Here is a 15,729-nt window from a genome sequence, read left to right on the forward strand (position 1 = left end):
ACGACGACGGCCGGTACCTTTCTCACGAAAGGTGCCGGCCGTCGTCGTACCCGGAAGGTTGATGCAGAAGAGCCTTTTTTGCACTTTTTAGTCTAAAGTGCAAAACTTTACTTTGTGAGTAATAGTGCAAATAGTGATGGCGGCCTCCGCGAGCGCAAGCGGGCTGCCACGAGGACGGCGATCACCGCCGTCGCGCGTTCCATGACTGCGGCGCATGGCCTGAATGGTTTTACCGTTGAGGAAGTCTGCCAAGAGGCGGGGATTTCACGCCGGACCTTCTTCAACTACTTCCACTCCAAGGAAGACGCCGTGATCGGTTCGTTTTCGGATGAGTTGCCCGAGGACGCCTTGGAAGTGTTCAACCAGAACCCTTCCCGCACACCGGACAGCATCTCCGGGACCCTCTTGGCAGCCCTGCACGTGCTCACCGTGACCCTGATGGAGCGTTCATCCATCAGCAGGACCGAGGTCCAACAGTTCATCGCTGCCATTACGGCCGAACCGCAGCTCCTGGCGCGGCTCACCCTCGAAGGGGAGGCTCGCGAACGACAATTCGCCGCGTTGGTGGCCGCCCGCGAAGGGCTGGACCCCGAGCACCCCGAAGTCATGACGGCAACAGTGGTGTTCGGGGCGGTCTCCAAGAAGACAGCACAACAGTTCTTCTCGGAGGATAATGCGCGCCCTTACCGCGGGATCCTCGAACAGAACCTCAACGCCGCACGGAAACTTTTTGCGCAACCACTGGCCACGAACCAGGAGTTGGGCGCCAACCCCCTTGAAACCACGAAGGAACCCGCATGAGTACTCTCTCGAAAGCAGCCGAACCGCTGCTGCTGACCCAGAAACGAATCTGGATCATCTTCTCGGCGCTGATCGCGGGCATGCTGCTGTCAAGCCTCGACCAGACGATCGTTTCCACCGCCATGCCCACCATCGTGGGCAAGCTGGGCGGCGTGGAGCACCAGGCTTGGATCACCACGGCATACCTCCTTGCCACCACCATCGTGATGCCCATTTACGGCAAGTTCGGTGACATCCTGGGGCGTCGCAACCTGTTCCTCGTGGCCATAGCCCTGTTTACCCTCGCATCCGTGGGCTGCGCGTTTGCCACCGACTTCTGGGGCTTCGTCATCTTCCGCGCCATTCAGGGCCTGGGCGGCGGCGGCCTCATGATCCTTTCGCAGGCGATCATTGCTGACATCGTTCCCGCCAAGGAGCGCGGCAAGTACATGGGCCCGCTGGGCGCAATCTTCGGCCTCTCCGCTGTGGCCGGTCCTCTGCTCGGTGGCTTCTTCGTTGACCACCTCACCTGGGAATGGGCTTTCTACATCAACATCCCCATCGGCATAGCTGCGTTCATCACCGCTTGGTTCACTTTGACCCTGCCGAATAAGAAGGCCGAGAAGAAGATCGACATCCTGGGTGTCCTGTTCCTCTCCGCTGCCACCACCTGCCTCATCTTCTTCACGGACTTCGGCGGCAAGAAGGACGAGGGCTGGGACTCGCCCCTTACGTGGGCGTTTGGTGCAGGCATGGTCCTGGCAGCCTTCGCCTTTGTGATGGTTGAACGTCGCGCCGAGGACCCCATCATTCCGTTGAGCCTGTTCAAGAACCCCATCTTCATCAACGCAACGGCCATCGGCTTCACGTTGGGCCTGGGCATGTTCGCTGCCATTGCTTTCGTTCCCACGTTCCTGCAGATGTCCTCCGGAACATCAGCGGCTGAATCGGGCTTGCTGATGCTGCCCATGATGGTGGGCCTGATGGGCACGTCCATCTACTCCGGTATCCGCATTTCCAAGACCGGCAAGTACAAGATGTACCCCATCCTGGGTGCAGCGCTCACCATTGCTGCAATGCTGTGGCTGACCACGCTCACAGCAGCAACGCCCATCTGGGTCATCTGCGTACAGCTCTTCATCTTCGGTGCGGGCTTGGGCCTGATCATGCAGGTCATCGTCCTGGTTGTTCAGAACTCGGTTCCCGCTGACCAGATTGGTACGGCGACCAGCACCAACAACTACTTCCGCGAGGTAGGTGCATCGCTGGGTGTCGCCGTCTTTGGAGCCATCTTCACCAACCGTTTGGCCGAATCACTCACCGAGGCCTTTACAGGAGCCGGTGCCTCTGCCGAGCAGGCTTCACAGTCCACCAGCACGCTGGATCCCCAGGCCTTGGCACAGATGCCTGAACAGTTGCGTGATGCGATCGTCAACGCCTACGCCAACTCGCTGGCACCGGTCTTCTGGTACTTGGTGCCGTTCATCGCCATCGCACTGATCCTTGCCATCACCCTGAAGCAGATACCGCTCTCAGACACCGCCGGCATGGTGGCGCGCGGCGAGGCTGTGGGTGGCGAAGAGGCAGACCGGCTTGAGGCCGAGCGCCTCGAGACGGCACGACTGGAAGCGGAGTTGGCTGCTTCGGATGGCGTCGAAAAGGGCCGCCCAACTGCCGATGCCGGCAGACGGTAACGTTAGTCCTCCACTTGGTACGCCACGGGGCCTTCGGGCTCCGTGGCAAGCCTGATGGCCTCCAGGTTTCCGGCGCTCATCTCCGGAAGCTCGTCCAGCGCAAACCACCCGACGGCCAGTGACTCGTCGTCGTTGACCTTGGCTTCTCCCGAGACGTATCGGCAGCGGAATGTGATGTCCAGGAAATCGCATACGTCGCCGTTGGGGAAGGTCACAGGCCCCACAACTCCGACGCCGATGATGCGCTCAGTCTCGGCCACCACCGCTGTTTCCTCGAAGATTTCACGGATCAAACCCGGTGCTGGATGCTCCCCTGGTTCAAGCATTCCCGTGATGAGTGTCCAGTGACCGTTGTCGGCGCGCTGGCCTAAAAGCACCCTGCCTTCATCGTCAAACACCACTCCCCGCACGGCCGGCAGCCAGAGGGGATCGTTGCCGATCTTTTCCCGCAGTTTGAGCACGAACTCGGGTGCACCCATGGTGTCAGCTTTCCTTCAATTCAATGGTCGCGTGTGAGTTTTTCAAGGTGAGGGTGTCGCCGTCGAGCTTCCACTGAACAGGCTGCTCAAAGAGCTCCTCTGTCCACGCCTGGTAATTATCCGTTGGCGCCACGCAGCCGTGGTCGGTGACCATCATCCAAAGCTGCGTTAAGACATCATCCTGCACTGAAACTGCCACCTGAAGATAATTGCACGGTGTGTGGACGAAGAGGGTCCACTCTCCGTTGGCATGCCTCGAGCTCACTCTCAGCGGGTCCGTTCCGATCCATGCCACATCTCCCGTGGCGTCGGTTCCCCGCACGGACGTGAACTCTGAACAGCCCAGCGGACCACCTTCGCAGGGGGTCTCCGGACCTCTCGTGGGGTCTGATTGTTGCGTGTCACCGGACTGCTGCGTAATCCCCGGCTGAATACCAGCCCCGGATGGGATGCCGGATGCTGCCGGAACATCAGAATCATTGGCTGCCTGCCCGCATCCGCCCAGCAAGACTGCAAAGGCAATGGGCGCTGCCAGCAAGAACCTCAACCTGATCTGCCCCACAACAGCCCTCCTGCCGTCCTTGAGCACGTCCGAACACCTGCTGGGCCAAGCATGCCTTAGCCCGGTGAACGCCGAGAATATGGGGAGCGTTGCAATTTGGCCGCAGTTGGCACTGGTGGAAGTTCACGCAGGCAGGACCACCATGGCAGCCGCTGCCCCGGCCAGCATGAAGGGGCCAAACGGAATAGCCGAACGCAGCGTGCCTCGCCGGGCTACCAAGATGCCCAAGCTCCACAGCCCGCCTAGAAGGAACGCAGCGAACGTCCCGGCAAAGATGTGGGTCCATCCCAGGTAGCCCAAATAGAGGCCCAGCACCCCGGCCAGTTTGACGTCGCCAAAGCCCATACCGGGTGGGTGAACGAGCCTCAACACAAAGTAGAACGTCCAGAGCAGCGCACCCCCGGCAATCACACCCAGGCCGGGCACACCAAAGAGCACAGCCGCCGGTATGCCCTCCGAGGCAGAGTCAGCGAAGTGCACCACCAGTGCCGAGGCCAGTAGGAGCACCCCGGCCACTGCATAGGAAGGGAACACGATTCGATTCGGCAGCAAATGGCTCCGGACATCTATCACCGTGAGCCGCACTGCCATCACCACGAAGTACAGGCAGGCTGCCACCACAAGCCAAAAGCCGAGTAGGCTGTCGGTCCAGAGGTCTGAGAGTCGTCGGATCACCTTCGGATGCTATCCCGCTTTGGCCCTCGGGCCCGCTTGAACGCTTGAGTAAACTGTGGTTATGGGGCGCTACAGTGCAGCTGGACCGGGTTTTGACTTGTCCTCCACATTCCGCAATCTTTGCCGTTCTTCGCCTTGGAAGTGGACCAGCCTCCGCTTTGAGTACCTCGAACGCCCCGAGTCCGACGCCACCATGGTCAGAGCGTGGCTCAGGCGCCCGGGTGCCCTCCGCCTCGAGACGCCGGACGGCCTGCTTTTGCACAGCACCACCGGCATCAACGACTCCAGGGACGATTTGTACGTCAGTGCCACCCGCCGTTCGTGGCTACTTCCGGCTCACCTCGTGACCCCGGTTTATGACGACGCCGGCCTGGTCCGCCGTCGACCTGAAGCCGCGTACGGTGAGCCCTCCTTCGGCAATGGTCGCCTTGCTGCCGCCCTCGATCCCGTTGAGCTTGCCGGCAACGCGCCAGTCCCCCTTGAGTTCCCGGACACGAACCGGGTCTTCCTTGAGCAACCGCGCGAGGTGGACCATGAAGGTCGCCTGGCAGTGGAAACCATCGTCACGCCGAGCCGGACGTACGTCCCCTCAGACCCGGATGCACCCTTGGCGCACACCGGCCGGACGTTGATCAGGATCGATGCAGGCACAGGCGTTTGCGTGGCCAGCCAGGGCCTTGACGGTGACTCCTCAGGCAAGGGCCACTGGCTCACGATCCTGGCAGTGGACGAGTACATGCTGGACGACCTTTTCTTGGCCGAATCGATGAACCTCACGGACGTCCGGCGCCACATCTCGTGGGACATCGGCCCTGCCGCCTGAGTTGCCGCTCTCTACCGGGCTAAGCTACGGCGATGACATCGCTGGCAGAAATGTGGCCCCCGTTCGGACTCACCCTCACCACTCCGAGGCTGATTATCCGTCCCGTCCTCGACGAAGACATCCCTTCCGCCGTGGCTGCGGCCCGTTCCGGTGTTCACGAGCCCGGCAAGAGCCCGTTCAGCATGCCGTGGACAGAACTTCCCGAGGATGAGCTCGCTCCCAACATGGCCCAGTGGTACTGGCGCTGCCGCGCCAACTTCACCAAGGACTCCTGGACCCTCCTCCTTGGAGTCTGGCATGACGACGAACTCCTCGGCGTCCAGGACATCGGCGCCAAGAGCTTCAACACCCTCAAAACAGTCAGCACGGGCTCGTGGCTCAAGCAGTCCGCGCAAGGCCAGGGTTTCGGCAAGGAGATGCGTGCCGCCGTCGTGAGTTTTGCCTTTGATCACCTGGGCGCCGAAGTAGCCGAGTCCGAAGCAGCGATCTGGAATCAGCAGTCCCTGGGCGTCTCCGCCAGCCTCGGCTACGAACTGAACGGTACCTTCCGCGACGGCTGGGGCGAAAAAGTGGAAGAAGTCCAAAGAGTCCGCCTCACCCCCACCACGTTCACCCGCCCCCACTGGCCCCTAAAAGTCCAAGGCCACGAAGAACTAAAAACCTATCTGAAGCTCTGACCGCACTGATCGCCAGCCGAGCTGCGGTCCTTCGCAGAGGAGCGCATCGCGACCCATCGGACCCAGGAGGTCGCTCAGCGACCGTAGGGGTCCCTATGGGTCGTGTCTAAGCGACGGCGAAGGGCCGTGGCCCGGCGAACCGAACCACGGCCACGCACCAGTTAGATCTCGGCCCCTTCGAGCAACTCCGTCACCAGTGCCGCGATCGGCGACCGCTCAGAGCGGGTCAGCGTGATGTGCCCGAACAGCGGATGGCCCTTGAGCGTCTCCACTACGGCGGCCACCCCGTCGTGCCGCCCCACGCGGAGGTTGTCGCGCTGGGCGACGTCGTGGGTGAGGACGATTTTGGAGTTTTGTCCGATGCGGCTCATCACGGTGAGGAGCACGTTTTTCTCGAGTGACTGTGCTTCGTCCACGATCACGAAGGCGTCGTGCAGGGAACGGCCGCGGATGTGGGTCAGTGGCAGGACTTCGAGCATGCCGCGGTCCATGACTTCCTCCACGACTTCCTGGCTGACGAGCGCCCCGAGGGTGTCGAACACTGCCTGCGCCCAGGGGTTCATCTTTTCGGATTCGGAGCCCGGGAGGTAGCCGAGTTCCTGGCCGCCCACTGCGTAGAGGGGGCGGAACACTACTACTTTGCGGTGTTCCCGGCGTTCCAGTACGGCCTCCAGGCCCGCGCAGAGGGCGAGTGCGGACTTGCCGGTGCCTGCGCGGCCACCTATGGAGACGATCCCGACAGCGGGGTCCATGAGGAGGTCGATGGCGAGGCGTTGTTCTGCCGAGCGTCCGTGGAGTCCGAAGACGTCGCGGTCGCCTTTGACGAGCCTGACTTGTTTGTCTGCTCCCACGCGGCCGAGGGCGGAGCCGCGGTTGGAAAGAAGAACCAGTCCCGTGTTGACGGGAAGTTCTGCGGCTGCCGGGATGAAGGCGGGTTCGTGGCCGTAGAGGGTGGTGATTTCTTCTTCGGTTGCGTCCACTTCGGCCATGCCGGTCCAGCCGGAGTCTTTGACGAGTTCGTTGCGGTATTCGTCGGCGTGGAGACCCATGGCGGAGGCTTTGACGCGCATGGGGAGGTCTTTGGAGACGACGGTGACGTTGTGGCCTTCGTTTGCCAGGTTTTTGGCGACGGCCAGGATGCGGCTGTCATTGTCGCCTCCGCGGAATCCTGCAGGCAGCACTTCCGGGGAGATGTGGTTCATCTCCACCCTGAGGAGGCCACCGTCTTTCCCGAGGGGGATGGCGTGATCCAAGCCGCCGTGTTCGATCCTGAGGTCGTCCAGGAGCCTGAGGGCTTTTCGGGCGAAGTAGCCCAATTCGGGATCGTGGCGTTTTCCTTCCAGTTCACTGATGACCACGATGGGGACGATGACTTCGTGTTCCGCGAAGCGTAACAGTGCGTGTGGATCGGATAGCAGGACGGACGTATCGATCACGTAGCTGCGGCCTGTGGCGGACGGTGCGGTCCGCGCTTTTTGTGAGACCCGCTTGGTGCGAGAGGTAGCTGCACTTTCCCCGTCGGAAACCATTGCGGGCAGTTGCTCAGAAATAGCCACATCGACTCCAGCCCCGGGCAGTTCGCCCGGCCTAATGGTGAAGCGGCTCGGCCGGAAGGCCGGGCGTGGCCTCCCATGTAACTGGTGCGATAGTCCGCTCCATATACTGGCCTCCCCGATCAGCGGGCGGTTTTGCCTGCTGATGGGATTAACGTAATCCCCCTCACAGAAAATTCCGAAACCTGAGTCGGCAAGTCGCATGTCCGGCTCGTTAAGTTTTGGTGAACCGGGTCGCAGTCAGGTGCCGAATCGCCGCTGGCGTCCGGCGTAGTCCCTGAGCGCACGCAGGAAGTCGACTTTGCGGAAGGCAGGCCAGAGGGCTTCACAGAAGTAGAACTCGCTGTAAGCGCTTTGCCACATGAGGAAGCCTGAGAGCCGCTGCTCGCCGGAGGTGCGAATGACGAGGTCCGGGTCGGGTTGGCCACGGGTGTAGAGGAACCTGGAGATGTCGTCCACCGAAAGTTCATCTGCGACGTCGGACATCTTGCGTCCTTTTGCGTCGGCATCGTGAAGAAGTTCCCGGACGGCGTCGACAATTTCGCGGCGCCCGCCGTAGCCGACGGCCACGTTCACGTGGATCTTTTCGTGGACCGGGGTGCGGGCGGTCAGTTTGTTGAGCCGTTCGGCCAGGTAGTCCGGGAGGAGTTCCGGTGCGCCCATAGCGTGGACGGAGACGTCTTCGTCTTCATCCAGCCGGTCCATGGTGTTCGCGATGATGCCCATGAGGAGGTCCAGTTCTTCACCGGAGCGGCTCATGTTGTCCGTGGAGAGCATGTAGAGGGTCACTACTTTGACGCCGAGTTCCTGGCACCAGCCGAGGAATTCGTGGATCTTGTCCGCGCCCGCTTGGTGCCCCTGGCTGGTGGGTGCGTTGAACTGGCGTGCCCACCGCCTGTTTCCGTCCACCATCACGCCGATATGCCGCGGGATTCTGTCTTGCTTGAGGGAGCGCAGGAGTTTGCGCTCGTAGAAGCCATACAGGAAACCGGGCAGCTCCACCGGACTCTCACCTGACTTCCTTGCTTGTACGACGACGGCGCACATCCAAGGCTACCGTCCCGAGCTGCCGGGCCGGTGCAGCAGCCGGTCAAATTCACCTTGAGACTTGTTACCGATGGGTAACTTACCGAATCGTAAGTTATTCTTTATCCATGGCTGAGCTCCTCGAAACCAAGCCCCTATGGCGTGGGTGGATCCACGCCGTCGCCGCTCCATTTGCACTCGCGGCAGGGATCGTCCTGGTGACCGTCGCACCCACCCCCGATCGCAAGATCACCTCCGCCATTTATGCGTTGACAGGCTTCCTGCTGTTTGGCGTCAGCGCCGTTTACCATCGCGGAAATTGGTCACCCAAGGTCCGAATGCTGCTCAAACGGCTGGACCACACCAACATCATGCTGGTAATCGCCGGCAGCTACACGCCCCTGGCGTGGTCCTTGCTGGAGCGCTCACAGGCTGTGACGTTGCTATGGCTTGTGTGGTCCGGAGCAATAGTCGGGGTGCTCTTCCGAATCCTGTGGACACACGCTCCACGCTGGTTGTACGTGCCGGTTTACATCGCGCTAGGCTGCGGCGCGTTGTTCTACCTGCCCCAGTTCTTCACCGCCAATGCCCCGGCAGCCATACTTATCTGCGTGGGTGGAGCGCTGTACATCGCAGGCGCGGTGTTCTACGCCATCAAAAAACCGAACTTCAGCGTCCAGCACTTCGGATTCCATGAGCTCTTCCACGCCTTCACGGTGCTGGCGTTCGCGGCGCACTTTGCTGCCATCATGATGGCAGTGCTGAGCTAAGCCTGAGCAGGAAAGCACGTGTCAGTCGCCTGACGCCATCCCCGCCAAGCGGGACTGAACCGCTGCCACATCACCCAACGGCCTCTCGCACACCATGTCGCGGCACAAGTAAACCTGCGCCGATCCGTCCGGCGCGCCTGACCTGTGGAGCAGCAGGGGAACTTCGGCCTCCCCTGCCGGGGACGCGGCGTCGCCCGTTTTCACGGCGACAACCAGGCCAGGACTGGGAGACTTCAACAGCGCACTGTGCAACTCGCGCAGAAGCGGCGAGTCCAAACCCACGACGGCGGCCTCCACCGGGCCGGCAAGCGCAGCCTGGGCAGTAGCCAGCAGCCAACCGGCAACACGCGGTGCCCGCGTGGCGAGGGGTGGTAACAGGCCCAGAATATTGCCCGCCATCAGGCGATGCTCGTGGGAACCGGAGTACGCGGCGTAGGACAACAGCGCGCCCGCAAAACCGGCGGCACCGCTGGGCGTGGCATTGTCGAACGGGTCCAGTGCAGCTTTCCGGCCCTGGGCGTTGAAAACCTGCGCGGACTCCCCCGCGGAGTCGGCCAATTGACCGTTCTCCACAAAACGTGAAGACGCGGCCAGGGTGAGCTCTTCCGCGAAACGGTACCAGCGCGTGGCGCCCGTGACGGCATAAAGCGTCAGGAGGCCATCTGCGCAGAAGGCGTAATCCTCAAGCAGACCGCCAATGCCCCGTGCCTGCGAGTCATGTGAAACCCGGACCAGCAGCTGGGACGCGCTGTCCCAGTGAACGTCCGCGAGGTACTCCGCCACGGCTTCGGCCGCGGCAATCAAGTCAGGGCGGTCAAGAATGGCCCCAGCTTCCGCGAGAGCTCCTACGGCGAGGCCATTCCACCCGGCCACCACTTTGTCGTCCCGGGCCGGCTGGCTCCGAAGGTTGCGGGAGGCCAACAGCACCGGCCGTACGCGCTCCCAGAGCCTGCTCTCTTCATCTGTCAACGCCCGCGCAGGATGAAGCGGCGAGCCCAGCTCGGAGACAGTCCCCTCGCCACCGACGTTCATCATGGTCGCCACGGCCTCGGCGTCACCCGGGCCAAGGACGTCCACGAGAGATTCGGGAGTCCACAAATAGGTTGCGCCCTCATGGTGCACGCCGCCAACCACGGTGTCGGCGTCCAGGGAGGAGGCCAACGCGCCGTTGGACAGCTTGAGGGAACCCAAGAGCCAATCGGCACACCTTGAGGCCACGGATGCTGCTTCACTCACCGGGAAGACGTCATTGCCGCCAAGCCGGGTCCAGTGTGCGTAGACCCGCAGCAGCTGCGCATTGTCATACAGCATTTTTTCGAAGTGCGGCACGGACCAGTCCGCCGTCACCGAGTAGCGGGCGAATCCGCCGTCGAGCTGGTCGCACAGCGCCGATCTGGCCATGCCGGCAAGGGCGCGCTCTGCCATGTCGCGGGCTGCAAGGGCAGTATCCGACGGTGCGGCTGCGTGCCGGATGAGGAACTCAAGAACCGCCGACGGCGGGAACTTGGGAGCGGTGCCGAACCCACCGGCGTCGGGGTCTTCAGAACGGGCAAGCAGCGCTACGGCCTCCGGAAGGAGGCGTGCATCCAGCATTTCGGGCGGGCCGTCGAGCCGGACCACCCCGGCAAAATGCGCATTGGCCATGTTCGCTGCCAGTCCCGTGGCATTCTGCTCCACGGCATCGCGTCGCTCCATCCACGCCTCATGGACCGCCTCCAGGACATTGCGGAACGACGGCCGGCCGGGCAAGGGAACCGGTGGGAAGTACGTTCCAGCATGGAAGGCGAGCCCGTCCGGGGTGAGGAAGACGGACATCGGCCACCCACCTTCGCCGCTGATGGCCTGCGTAGCCGCCATATACACGGAGTCGACGTCAGGGCGCTCTTCCCGGTCAACCTTCACCGGGACAAAACGGGCGTTCAGGTAATCCGCAGTTTCCTGGTCTTCGAAGGACTCGTGGGCCATGACGTGGCACCAGTGGCATGCCGCGTAGCCGATGGAGAGGAAGACGGGAACATCACGCTCGGCAGCAAAGGCAAAAGCCTCATCACCGAACGGGCGCCAGAACACGGGATTGTCCGCGTGCTGCCGCAAATAAGCAGAAGGTTCCGAACCCAGGGCGTTACTTGCCCCGGGCCAGTTGGGTCCGCCGGTTTCGGCGGGTTGACCCGGCTCAGCGGGTCCGGGGGCCGCCATCGCCATTCTCGTCAGTGGAGCTACCTGCTTCGGCAGCGCTTTCGCTTCCGCCGTCCGTGTTCCCCGCTTCTGCCGCCAAGCGTGCTTCCTCCACCTGGGCGCGGTAGCGGACGCGGCGAATCCTGCGAACCATGTCCACGATCAGGAAGGTTGTAAGGATCACGATGAAGGCCGTGAGGACGAAGCCCCAAGTACCGGGCGTCACCTGATCCTCGGACAGGCCGGGCCGCAGCGTGCCCGTGGGATCGGGCGACGGAGTGACGGTCAGGGCAAGAATCAAGTGATGCACTTTCAAACCTTCTATGGGATCCGGTGCGTGCCGACTGGCAGCGCGTAGCCGGGAAACTGGCTGGCCACACGGTAATTTCTACGAGCGATAGAAACTACCGGCATTCCTATCTTATCCCCGCGAAGAGGTCCTTCTCCGGCAGTTCGGAAGGCACCCTGGACTTGATCAGGGTGTAGTCCTCCCACGGCCAAGCGGTCCTTTGCAGGTCCGGCGATACCGCGAAGAAGAAGCCGAGGGGATCGATCTGGGTCCGGTGGGCCCGCAGGGCATCATCCCTTGCCTCGAAGAAGTCACCACAATCAACCTGCGTGGTGGTCTGGTGCCCCGCCACCGGCGCAGTGTGACCTTCCGCGTCGGCTTCAAGCCAGGCCGCTAGCCGCTCGGCATACGGGGATTGCAGCCCGGCTTCTTCCAGGGCGAAATGCAGCGCACGGAATCGTTCGGGGCTGAAAGCGCGGTCGTAGTAGAGCTTGCTGGGCGTCCATGGCTCACCCATGCCGGGATAGCGCTCAGGATCGCCTGCGGCTTCAAAAGCTTCCACCGCAACCTTGTGGGCCATGATGTGGTCAGGGTGCGGGTAGCCACCGTTTTCGTCGTAGCTGAGGATGACGTGCGGCTTGAAGTCCCGGACCAGCCGGACCAAGGGCGCCGTGGCGCGCTCCAACGGCTGCAGGGCGAAGCAACCCGGGGGCAAGGGCGGGAGCGGATCGCCTTCGGGAAGGCCCGAATCCACAAAACCGAGCCAGCGTTGTTGGATTCCCAGGACCGCTGCCGCGTTGGCCATCTCGAGGCGCCGGGCGCCGGCCATGTCCCGCTTGGGATGGGGGGCGTCCTCCATGGCGGGGTTCTGAATGTCGCCGCGCGAACCGTCCGTGCACGTGGCAACCATGACGTCCACACCCGCCGCGGCGTACATCGCCATGGTTGCTGCGCCCTTGCTGGACTCATCATCCGGATGGGCGTGGACGGCGAGCAGACGCAACTGCTGCTCGGAACTGCTGGACGCTGTCACGTGACGGCTCCTCTTTCATGGATCATGCTTTTGTGGGCGGTGATGGCGCGCCGGGATCGGCACTAAACTGGATGGGTGACTTCAGAGGACCTATCGGCCACCCAAGTACCGGCAAGCACCAGCCTAGCCAATCGATACGGCGGTCAAAAGCGCGCCATGACCCGCAAAACCAAGCGGAACATTGTCATCGCTGCCTTGGTCCTCGGAATTGGGTTCGCCGCCTACGTGGCAACAGGCTCAGCCCAGGCCCCGGTCACCTTCAAGGACATCGGCTACAGCACCGTGGACGATACCCAGGCCGAGGTGGACTACCAGGTCACCAAATACCCCGGAGCCACTGCCAAATGCGCCATCAAAGCCCTGGATTCCAAGTTCGCGGTGGTCGGCTGGAAAGTAGTGGAGATCGGACCCAACGATCCCCGGGACGATCCCGACGGCGGCAGCACCACCATGCAACGCACTGTCCTGAGGACCGAGTCCCCGGCAGTCTCCGGAGTCGTGGACAACTGCTGGATCGTGGACAGCGGGAAATAACAATCGTGTGACCCACGACTCAACCGGTTTGGGTTCGTCCAGAGGATTTACTACAATGGATGAAACCTTCACCCCGTTAAGTTGGTTACTGAGATTCACGAGTGGCCAACTCGGCGGGGTCTTTTGCATTGTCAGATCTAGAGGAGAAATCCGTGTCTACCACCAATAGCGCCACTGCGGCTTGGCTCACCCAGGAAGCTTTCGACCGCTTGCAGGCTGAGCTGGACCACCTTTCCGGCGCGGGCCGGGCGGAAATCGTCCAGAAGATCGAAGCTGCTCGCCAGGAAGGCGACCTCAAGGAAAACGGTGGCTACCACGCCGCCAAGGAGGAGCAGGGCAAGATCGAGGCCCGCATCCGCCAGCTCACCGCGCTCCTGCGCGATGCCCAGGTGGGCGAAGCCCCGGCCGACGACGGAATTGTCGAACCGGGAATGCTGGTTGTTGCCCGCATCGCCGGCGACGAAGAGACGTTCCTGCTGGGATCCCGCGAAATCGCCGGAGATTCCGACCTTGACGTTTTCAGCGAAAAGTCCCCCTTGGGTGCCGCCATTATCGGCCACAAGGAAGGCGACAGCCTGAGCTACGTCGCCCCCAATGGCAAGGAAATCCCGGTGGAGATCGTTTCCGCCAAGCCTTACGTCGCCTAAGCAGCGGCTAAACCGGCCTGAAATACATGACGCCGGCCCACCCCTTCGCGGGGAGGGCCGGCGTTTTTCGTGTTCCTACCCAAGTAGGTCGCAGTTGACGTCGTTCTGAGCGTTCAGAACGACGTCAACTGCGACCTACTTGGGTCAGGGGGTGAGCTTAGCCTTGGGGCGGAGCAGGATGGCCGCTACCACGCCCCCTACGGCTCCACCGAGGTGCGCCTGCCAGGAGATGTAGCCCAGCACCGTGGGTAGAACGCCGAAGAGGATGCTGCCGTACGCCATGAACAGGACCACGGAGAGCAGGATCTGCCACCAGCTTCGGTTGAAAAATCCCCGCACCAACAGGAATGCAAAAAAGCCGAACACCAGGCCGGAAGCTCCAACTGTTACCCCTCCCCCGCCGATCAGCCACACCGCAAGTCCTGATCCGAGCCAGCTGAAGGCCAACGCGGTGATGAACACCCGGATTCCGGACAGGAACACCAGGAAACCGAAGATGATCAGCGGCAGCGTGTTGGACAGCAGATGGTTCAGGTTCGCGTGCAGCAACGGAAACGTCAGGATGTCCAGCACACCGTCCATGGAACGGGGTCGCAAACCAAAGGTTGGGTTGAGCCCGTGGCGCATCAAGGTGTTAAGGATCTCGATGACATAGAGCAAAATGACGAATCCGCCCATGAAGAGCAGCCCGCCCTTCGCCCGACCAGCGAGCGACTCCTTTGCCGCTTCTTTTGAGCCCTCAGGCATTCCAAGCACCATGGGCGCCCCTCCTGTCAGTGCACCACGATTGGCTGGAAGCCCTCGGCCCGGAGTGCACCGAGAACCTGCTCACCGTGTTCGTGGCCCTTGGTTTCCAGGTTGATAGTGATGGAGACGTCGCCCATGCTGATGGAACCACCCAAACGGGTGTGGTCCAGACCGGTAACGTTGGCGTCATTTTCAGCGATGATGCGGGCGATGGTGGCCAATGAACCCGGACGGTCGTCCAGCATCATCCGAACCGTCATGAAACGGCCAGCGGCCGACAGACCGCGCTGGATGACTTTGAGCATCAGCATGGGATCTATGTTGCCGCCGGAAAGCACGACGGCGGTGTTCCCCGGGTTTTCGATCTTGCCGTCCATCAGCGCGGCTACTCCCACAGCCCCGGCAGGCTCAACAACCATCTTGGCGCGCTCGAGCAGGAAGATCAGGGCCCGGGCGAGGGAATCCTCGCTCACGGTCACGACGTCGTCCACAAGTTCGCGGATGATGCTGAAGGGAAGCTGCCCGGGACGTCCAACCGCGATGCCGTCGGCCATGGTGGTGACCTTCTTCAGCGGCACCAATGCATCCGCGGCCAGTGATGGCGGGTAAGCGGCAGCGTTCTCTGCCTGCACGCCAATGACCCTGATCTCACGGCCGAGTTCCTTGGCCCTGGCCTTGATCGCGACAGCTACACCGGCCAACAGCCCGCCCCCGCCGACTCCCATGAGAATGGTGTCCACGTTGGGGATTTGGTCCAGGATTTCCAAGCCGATGGTGCCCTGCCCGGCAACAACGTCCACGTTGTCGAAGGGGTGGACAAAAACCGCGCCTGTTTCGTTGGCGTAACGCTGCGCTTCCGCCAGCGCTTCATCCACATTGTGGCCGTGCAGGACCACTTCAGCACCGTGGCTGCGGGTGGCCGCCAGCTTGGGAAGGGCTACGCCAAGGGGCATATAGATGCGGGCGTTGATGCCCAGGCTTTTGGCAGCCACTGCCACACCCTGGGCGTGGTTGCCGGCCGAAGCCGCCACCACTCCGCGCTTCTTTTCCTCGTCCGTTAGCCGGGCCATCCGCACGTAGGCGCCACGGACCTTGAAGGAGCCTGCACGCTGCAGATTCTCGCACTTGAAAAAAACGTTGCCGCCCACGAGGCTGCCCAGCGCACGGGACGACTCCACAGGAGTCTTGGTAATAATGCCCTCGAGCAGCTCCTGCGCCTTGAGGACATCGTCCAGAGTGACGGGCAGGGTTTCGAGGGTATTCAC

17 protein-coding genes are annotated in these 15,729 nt (G+C 62.3%); 7 read left to right on the top strand and 10 right to left on the bottom strand.

Going from position 1 to position 15,729, the window contains the following annotated elements; all coding sequences use genetic code 11:
• Positions 1-114: 114 nt before the first annotated feature.
• Positions 115-801: a TetR/AcrR family transcriptional regulator gene (locus M1D89_RS16730; protein WP_498645197.1), complete on the top strand. Its 687-nt coding sequence runs from the start codon at positions 115-117 to the stop codon at positions 799-801.
• Positions 798-2,474 carry an MDR family MFS transporter gene (locus M1D89_RS16735; protein ID WP_498645198.1) on the top strand — a complete coding sequence of 559 codons (1,677 nt, stop codon included), beginning with the start codon at positions 798-800 and terminating at the stop codon, positions 2,472-2,474. Before M1D89_RS16730 ends, M1D89_RS16735 begins: the two co-directional genes overlap by 4 nt.
• Positions 2,475-2,476: 2 nt before the next feature.
• Here the strand turns inward: M1D89_RS16735 and M1D89_RS16740 are convergent, their stop codons facing one another.
• The 3 genes from M1D89_RS16740 to M1D89_RS16750 all read right to left on the bottom strand — a co-directional run bounded on the left by M1D89_RS16740 (position 2,477) and on the right by M1D89_RS16750 (position 4,190).
• Positions 2,477-2,953 carry an NUDIX hydrolase gene (locus tag M1D89_RS16740; RefSeq protein ID WP_498645199.1) on the bottom strand — a complete coding sequence of 159 codons (477 nt, stop codon included), beginning with the start codon at positions 2,951-2,953 and terminating at the stop codon, positions 2,477-2,479.
• Between the two features lie 4 nt (positions 2,954-2,957).
• On the bottom strand, positions 2,958-3,542 hold the full coding sequence (locus tag M1D89_RS16745) for an META domain-containing protein (RefSeq protein WP_498645201.1): 585 nt from the start codon (positions 3,540-3,542) through the stop codon (positions 2,958-2,960).
• A 96-nt stretch (positions 3,543-3,638) separates the two neighbouring features.
• Positions 3,639-4,190 carry a prepilin peptidase gene (locus M1D89_RS16750; protein WP_498645204.1) on the bottom strand — a complete coding sequence of 184 codons (552 nt, stop codon included), beginning with the start codon at positions 4,188-4,190 and terminating at the stop codon, positions 3,639-3,641.
• Between the two features lie 61 nt (positions 4,191-4,251).
• On the opposite strand from M1D89_RS16750, the gene M1D89_RS16755 reads away from it, so the two are divergent.
• Both M1D89_RS16755 and M1D89_RS16760 read left to right on the top strand, forming a co-directional pair.
• Positions 4,252-5,013 carry a hypothetical protein gene (locus M1D89_RS16755; RefSeq protein WP_498645206.1) on the top strand — a complete coding sequence of 254 codons (762 nt, stop codon included), beginning with the start codon at positions 4,252-4,254 and terminating at the stop codon, positions 5,011-5,013.
• A gap of 32 nt (positions 5,014-5,045) precedes the next feature.
• Positions 5,046-5,690, top strand: a complete 645-nt coding sequence (locus M1D89_RS16760; protein ID WP_498645208.1) for a GNAT family N-acetyltransferase — start codon at positions 5,046-5,048, stop codon at positions 5,688-5,690.
• A gap of 161 nt (positions 5,691-5,851) precedes the next feature.
• Here the strand turns inward: M1D89_RS16760 and phoH2 are convergent, their stop codons facing one another.
• Both phoH2 and M1D89_RS16770 read right to left on the bottom strand, forming a co-directional pair.
• Positions 5,852-7,246 carry an RNA 5'-3' helicase PhoH2 gene (gene phoH2, locus M1D89_RS16765; protein WP_498645210.1) on the bottom strand — a complete coding sequence of 465 codons (1,395 nt, stop codon included), beginning with the start codon at positions 7,244-7,246 and terminating at the stop codon, positions 5,852-5,854.
• Between the two features lie 237 nt (positions 7,247-7,483).
• Complete coding sequence (locus M1D89_RS16770) at positions 7,484-8,290, bottom strand: isoprenyl transferase (protein ID WP_017198688.1); 807 nt, start codon at positions 8,288-8,290, stop codon at positions 7,484-7,486.
• Positions 8,291-8,397: 107 nt separating this feature from the next.
• Here M1D89_RS16770 and trhA point away from each other — a divergent pair, with 107 nt between their 5' ends.
• Positions 8,398-9,039 (top strand): PAQR family membrane homeostasis protein TrhA, encoded by a 642-nt coding sequence (trhA, locus tag M1D89_RS16775; protein ID WP_498645212.1) that lies wholly within the window; start codon positions 8,398-8,400, stop codon positions 9,037-9,039.
• Positions 9,040-9,060: 21 nt separating this feature from the next.
• Here trhA and M1D89_RS16780 read toward each other — a convergent pair whose 3' ends face one another.
• From M1D89_RS16780 to mca, 3 genes are all read right to left on the bottom strand, one after another.
• Positions 9,061-11,235: a thioredoxin domain-containing protein gene (locus M1D89_RS16780; RefSeq protein WP_498645214.1), complete on the bottom strand. Its 2,175-nt coding sequence runs from the start codon at positions 11,233-11,235 to the stop codon at positions 9,061-9,063.
• Positions 11,213-11,524: a hypothetical protein gene (locus M1D89_RS16785; RefSeq protein ID WP_420180502.1), complete on the bottom strand. Its 312-nt coding sequence runs from the start codon at positions 11,522-11,524 to the stop codon at positions 11,213-11,215. Before M1D89_RS16785 ends, M1D89_RS16780 begins: the two co-directional genes overlap by 23 nt.
• 106 nt (positions 11,525-11,630) lie before the next feature.
• Positions 11,631-12,536 carry a mycothiol conjugate amidase Mca gene (mca, locus tag M1D89_RS16790; RefSeq protein ID WP_498645216.1) on the bottom strand — a complete coding sequence of 302 codons (906 nt, stop codon included), beginning with the start codon at positions 12,534-12,536 and terminating at the stop codon, positions 11,631-11,633.
• Positions 12,537-12,611: 75 nt separating this feature from the next.
• Here mca and M1D89_RS16795 point away from each other — a divergent pair, with 75 nt between their 5' ends.
• Entirely contained in the window at positions 12,612-13,070 is a 459-nt protein-coding gene (locus M1D89_RS16795; RefSeq protein ID WP_498645219.1) for a DUF4307 domain-containing protein, read from the top strand.
• Between the two features lie 152 nt (positions 13,071-13,222).
• On the top strand, positions 13,223-13,717 hold the full coding sequence (gene greA / locus M1D89_RS16800; protein ID WP_026542824.1) for a transcription elongation factor GreA: 495 nt from the start codon (positions 13,223-13,225) through the stop codon (positions 13,715-13,717).
• A gap of 144 nt (positions 13,718-13,861) precedes the next feature.
• On the opposite strand, the gene M1D89_RS16805 is transcribed toward greA, so the two are convergent.
• Both M1D89_RS16805 and ilvA read right to left on the bottom strand, forming a co-directional pair.
• A complete protein-coding gene (locus M1D89_RS16805) occupies positions 13,862-14,476 on the bottom strand; it encodes a rhomboid family intramembrane serine protease (RefSeq protein ID WP_498645221.1) in 615 nt (204 codons plus the stop codon).
• A 14-nt stretch (positions 14,477-14,490) separates the two neighbouring features.
• The gene (gene ilvA, locus M1D89_RS16810) at positions 14,491-15,729 is read right to left on the bottom strand and encodes a threonine ammonia-lyase (RefSeq protein ID WP_445930074.1); all 1,239 of its coding nucleotides are present in this window, start codon (positions 15,727-15,729) and stop codon (positions 14,491-14,493) included.

The sequence above is a fragment of the Arthrobacter sp. D3-18 genome, from assembly GCF_054408525.1.

What these genes read in the sequence shown, in the direction of transcription:
- M1D89_RS16735 (WP_498645198.1), top strand. Translation starts at nt 798, where the DNA reads ATGAGTACTCTCTCGAAAGCAGCCGAACCGCTGCTGCTGACCCAGAAA.
- M1D89_RS16755 (WP_498645206.1), top strand. Translation starts at nt 4,252, where the DNA reads ATGGGGCGCTACAGTGCAGCTGGACCGGGTTTTGACTTGTCCTCCACA.
- M1D89_RS16805 (WP_498645221.1), bottom strand. Translation starts at nt 14,476, where the DNA reads ATGGTGCTTGGAATGCCTGAGGGCTCAAAAGAAGCGGCAAAGGAGTCG.
- M1D89_RS16760 (WP_498645208.1), top strand. Translation starts at nt 5,046, where the DNA reads ATGACATCGCTGGCAGAAATGTGGCCCCCGTTCGGACTCACCCTCACC.
- trhA (WP_498645212.1), top strand. Translation starts at nt 8,398, where the DNA reads ATGGCTGAGCTCCTCGAAACCAAGCCCCTATGGCGTGGGTGGATCCAC.
- M1D89_RS16780 (WP_498645214.1), bottom strand. Translation starts at nt 11,235, where the DNA reads ATGGCGGCCCCCGGACCCGCTGAGCCGGGTCAACCCGCCGAAACCGGC.
- M1D89_RS16740 (WP_498645199.1), bottom strand. Translation starts at nt 2,953, where the DNA reads ATGGGTGCACCCGAGTTCGTGCTCAAACTGCGGGAAAAGATCGGCAAC.
- M1D89_RS16770 (WP_017198688.1), bottom strand. Translation starts at nt 8,290, where the DNA reads ATGTGCGCCGTCGTCGTACAAGCAAGGAAGTCAGGTGAGAGTCCGGTG.